Source organism: Microbispora hainanensis, from assembly GCF_006874475.1.
Lineage (GTDB): Bacteria > Actinomycetota > Actinomycetes > Streptosporangiales > Streptosporangiaceae > Microbispora > Microbispora hainanensis.
On the sequence record NZ_VIRM01000042.1, the window covers coordinates 1 to 13,713 of the forward strand.

Below are 13,713 nucleotides of genomic sequence, written 5' to 3' on the forward strand. Positions count from 1 at the left end.
GGGGCCATCCCGTTGGGGTGGCCCTTCCGCATTTCCGGGATCTTTTTCCTGGTGGTGGTGGCCCCGGCCGGGTATGGCCGGGGCTTTCGCATGTCCAGGGACCGTTTTCCGGGGGCCAGGCCGGCGCGGTGACGTCCCAATTACAGCCGACCGTCACCCCGGCTCGACGGGCCCGATGGCGTCCCTGCTAATGGCTAGGGTTGCGGAGGTGACCGAGCACATCATCCGGCTGCTGAACCGCCATCTGTCCGGCTACGAGGTCAGAACCGTCGAACGGCTGGGCGAGGGACAGGACAACGCGGCGTACGAGGTCAACGGCGAGTTGGTCGTACGGCAGAGCAAAGCCGACGAGCCCGATGAGCGCGGCGAGGCGGTCGAGCGGGAGGCGGCGGTGCTCGCCGTCGTGAGCGAGCTCTCACCGCTGCCGGTGCCGCGGCCGATTTTCGTGGACGAGGAGGCAGGCGTGCTCGCGTATCGCAAGCTTCCGGGCCTTCCGCTGAACCTTCACCCGGTCAAAGAGCCCGCGCGTCTGGCGGCTCCCCTGGGTGACTTCCTGAGCCGGCTCCATGCGGCGCCGGTGGAGCGGATGGAGGCGTTCGTGCCGCGTGACATCTATCCGCTGGGCGAGCTCCTGGAGGAGGCCGAAGGGCACTACCGCGACATCGTGGCCCAGGTGCCGCCGACCGCCCGGCGACAGGTCGAGGAGTTCCTCGCCGCCGAGGCGCCCCCGGACCCCGAGACGCCGGCGTTCTGCCACAACGACCTGGGCAGCGAGCACCTGCTGGTGGACGTCGAGGCGAGCGCCCTGACGGGCGTCATCGACTGGACGGACGCGGCCATCGCCGATCCGGCGTACGACCTCGCGCTCGTCTTCCGCGACCTCGGGCCCGAGGTCTACGAGCGGACGCTGGCGCACTACCACGGCCGCCACGACGACACGGACCACGAGCGGGTCGTCTTCTACGCCCGGTGCGCGATCCTGGAGGACATCGCGTACGGCGTGCGTACGGGCATCAGGCCGTACGCGGACGCCGGTCTGGCCCATCTCGGCCATACCTTCGCCTAAGGGCTCCTGGCACCGCGGGATCAACCCGGTGACGGCGAGGATCACCCCCCGGTGAGGTCAGCCGCTGAGCAGCCGGTATCCGACTCCTCGGACGGTCTGGATCATCGTGTCCCCCATGTCGCCCAGCCGTGCGCGCAGGCGTTTGACGTGGACGGCGATGGTGTTGGTGGACGTCCCGTCGGACGAGTGCCAGACGTGGCGCATGATCTGCTCGCGGGTGACCGTCCTGTCCGCGTTGCGCATCAGATAGTGCAGCAGCTCGAACTCGCGCAGCGGCAGGTGCACGACGCGTCCGCCGACCTTCACCTGATAGGCCGTCACGTCGAGCTCCACGTCGCCGATCGTCAGCACGGTGCGGTGGCCGTCCTGCCGGCGGAAGGCCGCCTGGACGAGCGGGAGCAGTTCGGGCACGCGGTATGGCCTGGCCACGCAGGCGGTCGCGCCCGCCTCCAGCGCCTGCAGCGCCTGCCCGGCGTCGCCCCCGAAGTCGATGCCGAGCAGGACGGGCACGGCGCGCATGAGCCGTACGGCGCGGACGAAGTCGACGGGGCCGACAATGGGAAGGGAGGCGGAGACCAGCACGGCGTCGGGCCGGAGCGCCCCGGCCTGCAGCAGCGCCTGGGCGCCGTCCGACACGCCGGTGACGTCGACGCCCTCGGCCTGCATGGCCGCCGAGAGCTGCCGCACCAGCCCCGCGTCCGGATCGGCCACCAGGAGCATGGGCGCCGTCCGGGTGTCCCCCTCCACTGCGGGTGCCGTCACCCGGGTCCCTCCAATGCTGTCAGCCTGAAGCGGTCGTCAGCCGAAGCGGCCCGTGATGTAGTCCTCGGTCGCCTTCTCGGCCGGATTGGTGAAGATCTTCGAGGTCTCGTCCATCTCGACGAGCTTGCCGGGCTGCCCCTGCGCGGCCAGGTTGAAGAACGCGGTCTTGTCGCTGACCCGGGCGGCCTGCTGCATGTTGTGCGTCACGATCACGATCGTGTAGTCCAGCTTCAGCTGGGAGATCAGGTCCTCGATCGCCAGCGTCGAGATGGGGTCGAGCGCCGAGCACGGCTCGTCCATGAGCAGCACCTGCGGGCGTACGGCGATCGCGCGGGCGATGCACAGGCGCTGCTGCTGACCGCCGGACAGGCCCGCCCCGGGCTTGTTCAGCCGGTCCTTGACCTCGTTCCAGAGGTTGGCGCCCTTGAGCGACTCCTCGACGATGCCCTCCAGCTCGGACCGTGAGTAACGGCCGTTGAGCCGCAGGCCGGCCGCCACGTTGTCGAAAATGGACATCGTGGGGAAGGGGTTCGGCCGCTGGAAGACCATGCCGATGGTGCGGCGGACCGACACGGGGTCGACGTCCGCGCCGTAGAGGTCCTGCTCCTCCAGGCGCACCTTGCCCTCGACCCGGGCGCCGGGGATGACCTCGTGCATCCGGTTGAGGGTCCGCAGGAACGTCGACTTGCCGCAGCCGGAGGGGCCGATGAAGGCCGTCACCGACCGCGGCTCGATCGTCATCGAGATGCCCTCGATCGCCTTGTGCGAGCCGTAGTACGCGTCGAGTCCCGCGACTTCGATCTGCTTGGCCATTCCTTACCTCCTCCTCGCGGGCGAACGCCACCAGGTGATGAGGCGCGCGACCAGATTGAGCAGCATGACGATCAGGATCAGCGTGAGCGCGCCGGTCCAGGCCCGGTTGATCGCGGTGTCCGTCGGACGGCCGGCCTGATCGAAGACGTACAGCGGAAGCCCCATCTGAGGACCGTCGAACGGGTCGACGTTGATGGAGTCGGTGATGAAGACGGTCAGCAGCAGCGGCGCGGTCTCGCCGGCGACGCGGGCCACGGCCAGCATGACGCCGGTCACGATCCCGGTGAACGCCGTGGGCAGCACGACCTTGACGATGGTGCGCCACTTGGGCACGCCCAGCGCGTACGACGCCTCGCGCAGCTCCCGTGGCACCAGGCGGAGCATTTCCTCGGCCGACCTGACCACGACCGGCATCATCAGGATCGACAGGGCGAGCGCGCCGGCGAAGCCGGAGAACGGCATGCCGAGCACGAGGATCCAGAAGGCCAGGACGAAGAGCCCGGAAACGACGGAAGGGACGCCGGTCATGACGTCCACGAAGAAGCTGATCGTGCGCGACAGCCGTCCGCCTTCGCCGTACTCGACGAGGTAGACGGCGGTGAGCAGGCCGATCGGGACCGCGATGAGCGAGGCCAGCAGGACCTGTTCGAGGGTGCCGACGATGGCGTGGTAGGCGCCGCCACCCGCGTCGCGCGCCCCGATGTTGCGCATCGAGTGGGTGAGGAACTCCATGTCGAAGCGGCCGATGCCGTTCTTGACGACGAGCCACAGCAACGACAGCAGCGGGATGACCGCGAGCGCGAACGCCAGGTAGACGAGCACCTGGACGAGACGGTCTTTGGCCCGCCGGGCCGCGGAGATGGGCTGGATTCCGGTTCTCGTCTTGATGGCGCTTCTTGTGTGGATTCCGGTATGTACGGTCACGCTGCGGCCCTCGCGTACTCCTTGCGGCGGGCGATGACGAATCGGGCGGCCATGTTCACCAGCAGGGTGATGAGGAACAGGACGAGACCCGAGGCGATCAGCGCGCCGCGACCCACTTCGGTCGCCTCGCCGAAGCCGTTGGCGATGTTGGCGGCGATGCTGTTGCCGTACGGGCCGAGGATCTGGAACGAGATCTTGAACGTGGCGGGGAAGATGAGCGCGACCGCGATCGTCTCGCCCATCGCGCGGCCGAGGCCGAGCATGGCGGCGCTGATGACGCCGGGCCGGCCGAACGGCAGGACCGACATCCTGATCATCTCCCAGCGCGTCGCGCCGAGCGCCAGCGCGGCCTCTTCCTGCATCTTGGGGGCCTGCAGGAAGACCTCGCGGGAGATCGCGGCGATGATCGGCAGGATCATGATCGCGAGTACGAGCGACGCGGTGAGCATGCTCTTGCCGACCACGGTGTCACCGCCGAAGAGCGGGATCCAGCCGAGGTAGTCGTTGAGGAACTTGGACGGGCCGAGCATGAACGGCACGAGGAAGGTGACGCCCCACAGGCCGTACACCACGCTGGGGACCGCCGCGAGGAGGTCCACCACGTAGCCCAGGACGGAGGCGAGCCGCCGCGGCGCGTAGTGCGAGATGAACAACGCGACGCCCACCGCCACCGGGGTGGCGATGAGCAGGGCGAGCAGCGAGCTCAGCACGGTGCCGAAGGCGAGCGACGCGATGCCGAAGACCGGCGCGGTGGCGTTCGGCTGCCAGGTCAGCTCGGTGAGGAAGCGGGACGTGTTCGCCTGAAGGGCGGGGACGGCCTTGACGACCAGGAACACCCCGATCGCCGCCATGATCGCCAGAAGGACGATCCCGGCCCCGGTCGAGGCGAAGCGGAACGGACCGTCACCGCGGCTGCGCCGGAAGGCGGACCGGCGCATGGCCGGCCCGCTCTTCCTGGTTCTGGTTGATGTCGCCATCTGTTAGGAAATCGCCTCGACGGCGGTGCGGACCTTCGTGAGCAGGCTCGACGGCAGCGGGGCGTAGCCGAGGCCGGTCAGCGCCTGCTGGCCCTCGTCGCTGCTGGTGTAGGTGAGGAACGACTTGACCAGCGTCGCGTCCTCGGCCGACAGGCCCTTCTCGCAGGTGATCTCGTACGTCACGAGGACGATCGGGTAGGCGCCCGCGGCCTTGGTGGTGTAGTCGATCTTCAGCTTGAGGTCGTTGCCGGTGCCCGCGATCTCGGCGGCCTCGACGGTCTTGCCCGCGCTCTCCGGCGTGAGCTCGACGTACTCGCCGGCGCCGTTGGCGACCTTGGCCTTCTGCAGCTGCGAGTTCTCGGCGAAGGACAGCTCGACGTAGCTGATCGCGCCCTCGGTGCTCTTGATGCTGGAGGCGATGCCGTCCGAGCCCTTGGCGCCCTGGCCCTGCGCCTCGGCCGGCCAGGCCTTGGCCGGCTCGTACGGCCAGCCGGCGTCGGCGGTTGCCTTCAGGAACTTGGTGAAGTTGTCGCTGGTGCCCGACTCGTCCGAGCGGTGGAACGCCTGGATGGCGGTCGAGGGCAGCTGCGCGTCGGGGTTGTCGGCCTTGATGGCCGGGTCGTCCCATTTGGTGATCTTGCTGTTGAAGATGCCGGCGATGGTCTTCGGCGAGAGCTGGAGACCGTCCACGCCCGGCAGGTTGTAGACGACGGCCACCGGGCCGGTCACCATCGGCAGGTTGATCGCCTTGCCGGTCTTGCAGCGGGCGTCGGCCTGGGCGGGCTCGCCCTTCTCGTCGTTCAGCGCCGAGTCGGAGCCGGCGAAGGCCACCGTGCCCTGGATGAACGCCTGGACACCGGCGCCGGAGCCGCTCGGGTTGTAGTTGATGCTGACGCCGGGGTTCGACGACTGGAAGTTCTTCTTCCACTCCGCGATGGCGTTCGCCTGGGCCGAGGAGCCGGCGGCGTTGATGGTGCCCTTCAGCGTGTCGTCGCCCTGCGCGGCGGCGGCGCTGGAGGTGCCCCCCGCGGTGCTCGTGTTGTCATCGGTCCCGCATGCGGCGAGCGAGAGCACGCCGACGATAGTGGCGGCGGCGAGCCGGCCTGCATACTTCACGGTCTTCCTCCCCATGTCTTCTCAACACGAGGGACGGTAGGGAGCCAAGGTGACTTAAAGCCCTGGTAAAGGTGAACGGGCAGTGAACGCCCCCGGTCGCTCTTGTGCGCTCCCGGAAGAGATAACGAGCAGGTCACGGGGGTTATGGGAGAGGATGGAGTTCATGAAGCGTGTATGTCTGGTCTGCATGGGGAACATCTGCCGATCGCCGATGGCCGAGGTCGTGCTGCGCCGTACGCTGGCCGAACGCGGGCTCGACGCGGAGGTGGACAGCGCCGGCACCGGCGGCTGGCACGCGGGGGAGCCGATGGACGAGCGGGCCCTGGCCACGCTGGCCGACCACGGCTACGACGGCTCGACCCACCGGGCCCGCCAGTTCGACCGGGCGTGGTTCGCCGAGCGTGACCTCATCCTCGTGATGGACCACGACAACCTGCGCGCCCTGCGGCGGATCGCCCCGCCGGAGGCGGACATCCGGCTGCTGCGGTCGTTCGACCCCGCCGCCCCCGAGGGCGCCGAGGTGCCCGACCCCTACTACGGCGGACGCGAGGGCTTCGCCGAGGTGCTGCGGATGGTCGAGGCCGCCTGCGAGGGGGTGGCGAAGCACCTTGAGGATCACTAGGGATCTCGGGGGCGGCCACGCCTGGACGCTGCACGAGGGCGTGCTCGACGACGGCCGCAGGGTGTTCGTCAAGAGAAGCCCGGACGCGTCCGCCGTGCTCGGCAGCGAGGCGGCGGGGCTGCGCTGGCTGGCCGAACCGGGAGCGGTCGGCGTCCCCGAGGTGGTCGCGGCGGACGGCGGCACGCTGGTGCTGGAGTGGATCGACACCGTCCCCGCCACGGCCGGGGCCGCCGAACGGTTCGGGCGTGCGCTGGCCGCCCTGCACGCCGCCGGGGCGGACGGTTTCGGCGCCCCCTGGCCCGGCTACATCGCCGAGCTTCCGATGGGCAACGAGCCCGCGCCCGACTGGCCGTCGTTCTACGTCTCGCGGCGCGTGCTCCCGTTCGTACGGCTCGCGCGCGACCGCGGCGCGTTGTCGGCCGTGGACGTGGAGCTGGTCGAGGAGGCGTGTGACCGGGTGGCGGAGGTCGCCGGGCCGGCCGAGCCGCCGAGCCGGATCCACGGCGACCTGTGGAGCGGAAACCTGCTGTGGTCGGCGGACGGGGTCGTGCTGGTCGACCCGGCCGCCCACGGCGGCCACCGGGAGACCGACCTCGCGATGCTGGCGCTGTTCGGGGCGCCGCACCTCAACACGATCCTCGCGGCCTATCGCGAGGCGGCGCCCCTTGCGGACGGGTGGCGCGAGCGGGTGCCCCTGCATCAGCTCCACCCGCTCGCCGTCCACGCCTGCCTGTTCGGCGAGGCGTACCGCGGCAGCCTCCTCACCGCCGCGGGCGACGTCCTCGCACTGTGACGGCCATAGGGGATCAGCCGGGGGATATTGTCAGCTGAAGGCGGGATTTATCCACGCGGACCGGAAAAAGTTGGAGCCCGAGACGCCGCTGCTCTTGACGACCGTCATTTTGAGGCGGATTCGCGGCACTCCCGAGACCCGGGCGGTGATGCTCGCCGCGTTCGTGTACGTCGCCACCTGTTGGGCGAGCACGTTGTCGGCAAGGTCGACGACGGAGAACCGCACCCTCGCGGACGTGTTGGGCGACGCGCGGTCGATTCCCACTTTCGCCGTGAACGTGGTCGCGCTCTGCGGCACCACGTAGTCGATATATCCGGTCACGGCGCCCGGCTTTTCGACGCGGCACGTTATGGCGTTGAACTGCTCGTCCGAACCCGCGAGGGCGACCGAGCGGTCGAGCCAGTCGTTGGTGAACCCTCCCGGCGGGCCGCAGCCCTCGACGTCGACGGCGTCGCGCCGGGTCAGGGACGTCGCGGCGCTCGCTCCTGTGGCGACGTCCGTGGCGCTCACCTGCGGGGAAGGGGCCGGCGGGCTGACGGTGACCGTGGCGGTGACCGTCGCCGTCGCCGTGGCCGTGTGGGTCACCGCGATCCTGTCGCCGACGACGTCCCGCACCGCGTCGGGGGAGGTGATGACGGCGACCGCCACCGCCGATCCGGCGGTGATGAGCGTGCCGGCGAAGGTCAGGATGCCGCTGATCCACGCTATTTTCCGGGCGTTTCTCTGTTCTTTGTCGCCCTGGTCGTCCTGTGCTTTCCCGGGCTTGGCTGGTGCGCTCATCGTCGGTGTTCCGGCTCTATCCATTCGTGGGCTGGGAAGGCCGCTTACGCGTCCGGTATTTCGACGCCATCCACGAGAAGCCGGTTGGCCGTACGGGTGTCACAAGAGGAACACGAATTCCCGCCGAGCCCGGCCGGAATTTAAACTGAAATATCCCGTTAAAAAGGGATTTTTTTGGGCAGTCCCGCCGGGCCGATATGGCGACGGCGGCGACTGCCCGGGAGACACAGGATCAGGAAGGCCGGGAAACGGCTCAGCGGGGGGACAGGAGTTTGAGGACCTCGCCGTGGAGCAGTCCGTTCGTGCAGACGAGGTTGCCGCCGTCGAGGGGCGGAGCGCCGTCGAGCGAGGTGCAGGAGCCGCCCGCCTCCTCGACGATGATCGTGAGAGCGGCCATGTCCCAGGGGGACAGCTCGGGCTCGGCGGAGATGTCCACCGCCCCCTCGGCGACCATCATGTGCGACCAGAAGTCGCCGTAGCCGCGCGTGCGCCAGCACTCCCTGGTGAGGTCGAGGAACGGGTCCAGCCGCCCGGCCTTCTCCCATTCCTCCAGGTCGGAGAAGGAGAAGGAGGCGTCGTCGAGGCGGCCGACCGAGGACACCTCGCAGCGCGTGGCCTTGCTCAGGCTCCGTCCGGTCCACGCGCCGCTCTCCTTGGCGGCCCACCAGCGGCGGCCGAGCGCCGGCGCGGAGACCACGCCCACGACGACCTTGCCGTGCTCCATCAGCGCGATCAGCGTGGCCCACACGGGCACCCCGCGCACGTAGTTCTTCGTGCCGTCGATCGGATCGATGATCCAGGAGCGCATGCCATATCCGGTCATCCCGAACTCCTCGCCCACGACGGAGTCGCGGGGCCTGGCACGGCGCAGCGTGCCGCGGATCGCCTCTTCCACGGCCCGGTCGGCGTCGCTGACCGGGGTGAGGTCGGGCTTGGTGTCGACCTTGAGGTCCACGGCCTTGAAACGGCGCATCGTGATGTCGTCGGCGGCGTCCGCCAGCAGATGCGCGAGGTGCAGGTCGTCGCGGTACTCCGTCACAGGGCCAACGTATCGTGCCGCGACCTGCTGACATCAGAGGAAGAATCACTCCGAACCATACCAGCCGGTAACATCCCGGCCATGGACATCGGCGCCTTCATGCTCGACAGCGTTCCGTTCGCGCGGCTGCTCGGCATCACGTTCGACTCGATCGGCTCCGGCACGGCGGTCGCCCGCCTGGCCGATCGCGGAGACCTGCACAACCACGTGGGCGGCCCGCACGCCGGCGCTCTGTTCACGCTCGCCGAGTCCGCCTCGGGCGCGGCCATGCTGTCGGCTTTCGGCGACCAGCTCTCCCGGGCCGTGCCGCTGGCCACCGAGGCGAGGATCGGCTATCGCAAGCTCGCGATGGGCGAGGTCACCGCCGCCGCCACCCTCCTGGCCGAGCGGGAGGCGGTCGTCGCCCGGCTGGACGCGGGGGAGCGGCCCGAGTTCGAGGTGGCCGTCGAGATCCGCAACGCAGACGACCTCGTCGTGGCGGAGATGACCGTGTCCTGGACCCTGCGCCCCAACCGCAGGGCCTGACACGGCACCCGCGGGGGCGGGCGTGAGCGGGGTGCGGTCCGGGGCTCTGGGGCCTGTGATACGCGTCCCCGTTTTGGCTTGACCCATGGCTCGATTGAATATAGTCATGACTCTATGGAAATTGAGGCCAGGCGTCCGTACCGCATGAACGCCCGCGCCGCGGCCGTGGAGGTCACGCGTGCGCGCGTGCTGGACGCCGCGGCCGCGCTGTGGATGCGGCACTGGTACGACGAGGTCACGCTGCAGCATGTCGCCGACGAGGCCGGGGTGTCGGTGCAGACGATCGTCAACCACTTCGGTGGCAAGGACGGGCTGGCCGACGCCGTCGCCGACCGGTTGGCGTCGCAGACGGAGGCCGCCCGGCAGGCGCCCACCGGTGACGTGACGGCGATCGTGGCCGTGCTCTTCGAGGACTACGAACGGCACGGCGACGCCAACGTGCTCTGGATCGCGCAGATGGACCGTGTCCCGGCGATGGCCCGGGCGGCCGCGTACGCCCGAGAGCGGCATCGGGCGTGGCTGGAACAGGTCTTCGCCGACCGGCTCCCGGCTTCGGGCCCCGCCCGCGAGCATGCGCTGCACCTGCACCACGCCGCCACAGACGTCTACCTGTGGAAGCTGTGGCGGCGCGACCTCGGCCTGTCGCGTGAGGACGCCGAACGCACCATGTGCGACCTGCTGACCTCGATCAATCCCCCGGAAGAGGCATGATGCGTAGGAACTTCCTGTTCGCCACCTGGTCCGGCGGCGGAGCCGTGCCTCCCGTCCTGTCGGTCGCCCGCGCGCTGCGGGAACGCGGCCACGGCGTGCGGGTGCTGGCCGACACGTCGCTGCACGAGGAGGTCGCCGCCGCCGGCGTGGAACCGATCGCCTGGACCACGGCGCCACAGGGTGACGTCACCGATCCGGCCAAGGACGTCATCAAGGACTTCGAGGCCCGCACCCCACTGGGCGCGTTCGCGCGGCTGAGAGATCGGATCGTTTGCGGACCCGCGGCCGGCTACGCCCGGGACACACTGGCCGAGTTGCGGGCCCGCCCGGCCGACGTGCTGGTCGCCGAACACATGCTGCTCGGCGTGTTCACCGCCGGCGAGGCCGCAGGGATCCCCGTGGCCGGGCTGGTGACGACCCTCTACCCGTTCCCCACGCCGGGGGCGCCGCCACCCGGTCCGGGCCTCGCCCCCGCGTCGGGCCCGCTGGGTCGCCTGCGTGACCGGATGCTGGCGCCGCTGGTGCTGAAACCCTGGGGGAAGGGATTGCCGGCGCTGAACGCCGCCCGCACCGCGCACGGACTGCCGCCGGTGCCCTCGGTGGCCGACGCGTTCCATCGCGTCGACCTGCTGCTCGTGCTGTCCCCGCGTGCGCTCGACTACCCCGGAAGGCGTTTCCCCGCCCATCTGCGGCACGTGGGCCCGCGGCTCGACGATCCGGCCTGGGCGGGGGAACTGGAGTTGCCGGAAGGCGACGCACCCCTCGTCCTGGCGAGCCTCAGCTCGTCGTACATGAACCAGCGCACGCAACTCGAGCGCATCGCCGAGGCCCTCGGTACGCTGCCGGTGCGCGGGCTGCTGACCACCGGCCCCGCCGTCGACCCGGCCACAATCCGCGCGCCCGGCAACGTCCTCGTCACCGCGGCCGCCCCGCACAACATCGCGCTGCGCCACGCCGCCGTGACGATCACACATGCCGGTCACGGGACGGCCGTCAAGTCCCTGGCCGCCGGGGTCCCGCTGGTCTGCGTACCGCTCGGGCGGGACCAGACCGAGGTCGCGCGGCACGTCGAGATCGCCGGCGCAGGGATCACCGTGAGCAAGAACGCCTCGCCCCGCACGATCGCCCATGCCGTCGAGCGTGTCCTCGGCGATTCCTCCTACCTGCGGGAAGCGCGGCGACTGGCGGCCGAGATCGCGGCGGAGACGGCCACCGACCGGGCGGTCGCCGAACTCGAGGCCCTCGCCGGAAGGGCGACCGGCAGGGACATGGGTGTCCCCGGGAGGGACACGGCCGCGCCGGCCGGGTAACCGCCGCCGACGCCGGGCCGACGCCGCGGCATCGCACCCCGGGCCGAGGCCGCCGCCCGGCGGGCTCGTCCATCCGCGGGCGTGCCGTCACGCGTCCCCGCCTGCTTTCCGAGACCTCCCGCTCCTTCCCGGGCCGTCACTCGGCCAGCAGGTCGTCCGGTGCGGACCGGGCGATCCCGGCGAGCGTGCCCAGGGCGTGCGCCAGCGTATCGGCCGGGGGTGAGGCCAGGCCGAGCCGTACGGCGTTGGGGGTGCGGTTGTCGCCGACGGCGAAGGCGGCCGCCGGTGTGACGGCGATGCCGTGCCGTGCGGCGGCGGCCACGAACGTGTCGGCCCGCCACGGCGGCGGAAGCTCCCACCAGCAGAAGTAGGACCGCGGATCCCCCCGGACGGCGAACTCGCCCAGGTGGTGTCTCGCGATCTCCTGGCGGGCCTCGGCGTCCCGCCGCTTGCCCCGGCTCAGCGATTCCAGGATGCCGTCACCGGCGAGCCGCACCGCCGCCTCCAGCGCGAACCGCGGCGGCGCGGAGCCTCCCGAATGCAGCGCCGCGGTCATGGCGGGCACGACGGCCCCGGGCACGACGGCGAATCCGACGGTCAGCCCGGGCGCGAGCCGTTTGGAGAGGCTGTCGACGAGGATCGTGCGCTCGGGCGCGACGGCGGCCAGCGGGGGCTGCTCGTCCCGGAGGAACGACCAGATGCCGTCCTCGATCGCGGGCACGTCGAGCCGCGCGAGCACGCCCGCGAGCTCGGCGCGGCGCCCGACCGGCATGGTGAACGACAACGGGTTGTGCAGCGTCGGCTGGAGATAGACCGCTCGCAGCGGGGCCTTGCGGGCGGCGGCCTCCACCGCCTCGGGCACCAGGCCCGCCTCGTCGACCGGCAGGGGCACGAGGGTGACCCCGAGCCGGGCGGCGATCGTCTTCACGACGGGGTAGGTGAGCTCCTCGACGCCCAGCCGCGCACCCGGCGGGACCAGCGCGGCGATGACGGCCGCGATCGCCTGGCGGCCGTTGCCGGCGAAGAGCACCCGCGCAGGGTCGGGGCGCCAGCCGGCCCGGGCGAGCATGTCGGCGACGGCCTCGCGGGCGTGCGGAGTGCCCGCCGCGCCCACCGGCCGCATGGACTCCTCCAGCACGTCGGGGCGCAGCAGTGGTCTGATGCCGTCCGCGAGCAGGCGGGCCTGCTCGGGGATGTCGGGATAGTTGAGTTCGAGGTCGATCCTGGTGCCGCTCGGTTCGGCCAGGGCGGTGCCGGGCCGCCGGGCGGAGGCGCGTACGTAGGTGCCGCGGCCGACCTCGCCGACCGTGAGGCCGCGGCGGGTCAGCTCCGCGTACACGCGCGCAGCCGTGGAGCCGGCGATGCCGCGCCGCCGGGCGAAGTGCCGCTGCGGAGGCAGCCGGTCTCCCGGCCTGAGCCGCCCGGCCGCGATGTCCGCGGCGACCTCGTCGGCCAGCGCACGGTAGTCCTCCACCACCGCGTAGTCCTCCACCACCGCCTCCTCTCCTTGCCACGGATCAAAACACAATATTGCTCCGAGAGCAATATTCAATATTGCACTGATTGTTCGGCATGAAATAGCCTGATGAGGCCGTCCGGACCGGCACTGAGAGGACCTGAGAGGAAAGGGCGGCGTCGTGGTCGAATCGCACGCGGTGCTGGGCGTCGTGTCCGTGGCGCTCGGAATGGTGCTTTCTCCTGGCCCGAACATGATGTATCTCGTGTCGCGGAGCATCAGCCAGGGGCGCCGCGCGGGGATCATTTCATTGAGCGGAGTCGTCGCGGGATTCCTCGTCTATCTGACGGCGACGAATCTCGGCCTGGCGGCGCTGTTCGCCGCGGCCCCGCAGCTTCTCACGGCGATACGGCTGGCCGGAGCGGCCTACCTGATGTGGCTCGCCTGGAAGACGATCGGGCCCGGCGGCGCTTCGGTGTTCACCGTGCGCGACGTGCCGCACGACCCGCCGCCGCGGCTTTTCGCCATGGGACTGATGACGAACCTGCTCAATCCGAAGATCGCCATTCTGTACATCTCCGTGATTCCGCAGTTCGTCGATATCCGTGCGGGAAACGTGCTGGCGCAGGGCATCGTTCTCGGCCTCTTCCAGATCGCGGTGGCCGCGACGGTGAACCTTTCGATCGTGCTGGCCGCCGGAAGCGTCGCGAGTTTCCTGGCGCACCGGTCGGCGTGGCTGCGCACCCAGCGGATCGCCATGGGGAGCATGCTCGGAGCACTCGCCGTGATGCTCGCCTTCAGCCAGAGCGCGTAGCCTTC

Annotated in this window: 15 protein-coding genes; 7 read left to right on the forward strand and 8 right to left on the reverse strand. The window is 70.4% G+C overall.

The features are described 5' to 3' along the window. Positions 1-208 precede the first annotated feature (208 nt). Positions 209-1,066 carry a phosphotransferase family protein gene (locus FLX08_RS27925; RefSeq protein ID WP_167530602.1) on the forward strand — a complete coding sequence of 286 codons (858 nt, stop codon included), beginning with the start codon at positions 209-211 and terminating at the stop codon, positions 1,064-1,066. A gap of 57 nt (positions 1,067-1,123) precedes the next feature. Here FLX08_RS27925 and FLX08_RS27930 read toward each other — a convergent pair whose 3' ends face one another. Genes FLX08_RS27930 through pstS form a run of 5 tightly spaced genes read right to left on the reverse strand, consistent with a single transcriptional unit; the run spans position 1,124 to position 5,658 of the window. Continuing rightward, complete coding sequence (locus tag FLX08_RS27930; protein ID WP_244312934.1) at positions 1,124-1,828, reverse strand: response regulator transcription factor; 705 nt, start codon at positions 1,826-1,828, stop codon at positions 1,124-1,126. Positions 1,829-1,864: 36 nt separating this feature from the next. After that, on the reverse strand, positions 1,865-2,641 hold the full coding sequence (pstB, locus tag FLX08_RS27935) for a phosphate ABC transporter ATP-binding protein PstB (RefSeq protein ID WP_142623023.1): 777 nt from the start codon (positions 2,639-2,641) through the stop codon (positions 1,865-1,867). Positions 2,642-2,644: 3 nt separating this feature from the next. Then, positions 2,645-3,529 (reverse strand): phosphate ABC transporter permease PstA, encoded by an 885-nt coding sequence (gene pstA, locus FLX08_RS27940; protein ID WP_142623149.1) that lies wholly within the window; start codon positions 3,527-3,529, stop codon positions 2,645-2,647. Positions 3,530-3,561: 32 nt separating this feature from the next. Next, positions 3,562-4,503, reverse strand: coding sequence for a phosphate ABC transporter permease subunit PstC (gene pstC, locus FLX08_RS27945; RefSeq protein WP_244312936.1), 942 nt, complete (start codon positions 4,501-4,503; stop codon positions 3,562-3,564). A gap of 42 nt (positions 4,504-4,545) precedes the next feature. Continuing rightward, positions 4,546-5,658: a phosphate ABC transporter substrate-binding protein PstS gene (gene pstS / locus FLX08_RS27950; RefSeq protein WP_208761707.1), complete on the reverse strand. Its 1,113-nt coding sequence runs from the start codon at positions 5,656-5,658 to the stop codon at positions 4,546-4,548. A 163-nt stretch (positions 5,659-5,821) separates the two neighbouring features. Between pstS and FLX08_RS27955 the strand changes: the two genes are divergently transcribed. Both FLX08_RS27955 and FLX08_RS27960 read left to right on the forward strand, forming a co-directional pair. After that, complete coding sequence (locus FLX08_RS27955; protein WP_142623029.1) at positions 5,822-6,280, forward strand: low molecular weight protein-tyrosine-phosphatase; 459 nt, start codon at positions 5,822-5,824, stop codon at positions 6,278-6,280. Continuing rightward, positions 6,267-7,073: a fructosamine kinase family protein gene (locus FLX08_RS27960; RefSeq protein ID WP_142623031.1), complete on the forward strand. Its 807-nt coding sequence runs from the start codon at positions 6,267-6,269 to the stop codon at positions 7,071-7,073. The genes FLX08_RS27955 and FLX08_RS27960 overlap by 14 nt, the downstream gene beginning before the upstream one ends. A 30-nt stretch (positions 7,074-7,103) precedes the next feature. On the opposite strand, the gene FLX08_RS27965 is transcribed toward FLX08_RS27960, so the two are convergent. Continuing rightward, entirely contained in the window at positions 7,104-7,853 is a 750-nt protein-coding gene (locus FLX08_RS27965) for an NPCBM/NEW2 domain-containing protein (RefSeq protein ID WP_167530603.1), read from the reverse strand. A gap of 253 nt (positions 7,854-8,106) precedes the next feature. Further along, positions 8,107-8,892 (reverse strand): histidinol-phosphatase, encoded by a 786-nt coding sequence (hisN, locus tag FLX08_RS27970; protein ID WP_142623035.1) that lies wholly within the window; start codon positions 8,890-8,892, stop codon positions 8,107-8,109. 81 nt (positions 8,893-8,973) lie between these two features. On the opposite strand from hisN, the gene FLX08_RS27975 reads away from it, so the two are divergent. The 3 genes from FLX08_RS27975 to FLX08_RS27985 all read left to right on the forward strand — a co-directional run bounded on the left by FLX08_RS27975 (position 8,974) and on the right by FLX08_RS27985 (position 11,438). Next, entirely contained in the window at positions 8,974-9,417 is a 444-nt protein-coding gene (locus FLX08_RS27975; protein ID WP_142623037.1) for a DUF4442 domain-containing protein, read from the forward strand. Between the two features lie 114 nt (positions 9,418-9,531). Beyond that, positions 9,532-10,128, forward strand: a complete 597-nt coding sequence (locus FLX08_RS27980) for a TetR/AcrR family transcriptional regulator (protein ID WP_142623039.1) — start codon at positions 9,532-9,534, stop codon at positions 10,126-10,128. Then, positions 10,125-11,438: a glycosyltransferase gene (locus FLX08_RS27985; RefSeq protein ID WP_142623042.1), complete on the forward strand. Its 1,314-nt coding sequence runs from the start codon at positions 10,125-10,127 to the stop codon at positions 11,436-11,438. The genes FLX08_RS27980 and FLX08_RS27985 overlap by 4 nt, the downstream gene beginning before the upstream one ends. Before the next feature lie 136 nt (positions 11,439-11,574). Here the strand turns inward: FLX08_RS27985 and FLX08_RS27990 are convergent, their stop codons facing one another. Next, on the reverse strand, positions 11,575-12,933 hold the full coding sequence (locus FLX08_RS27990; RefSeq protein WP_244312937.1) for an aminotransferase-like domain-containing protein: 1,359 nt from the start codon (positions 12,931-12,933) through the stop codon (positions 11,575-11,577). Positions 12,934-13,075: 142 nt separating this feature from the next. On the opposite strand from FLX08_RS27990, the gene FLX08_RS27995 reads away from it, so the two are divergent. Then, on the forward strand, positions 13,076-13,708 hold the full coding sequence (locus FLX08_RS27995) for a LysE family translocator (protein ID WP_142623044.1): 633 nt from the start codon (positions 13,076-13,078) through the stop codon (positions 13,706-13,708). Positions 13,709-13,713: the final 5 nt, after the last annotated feature.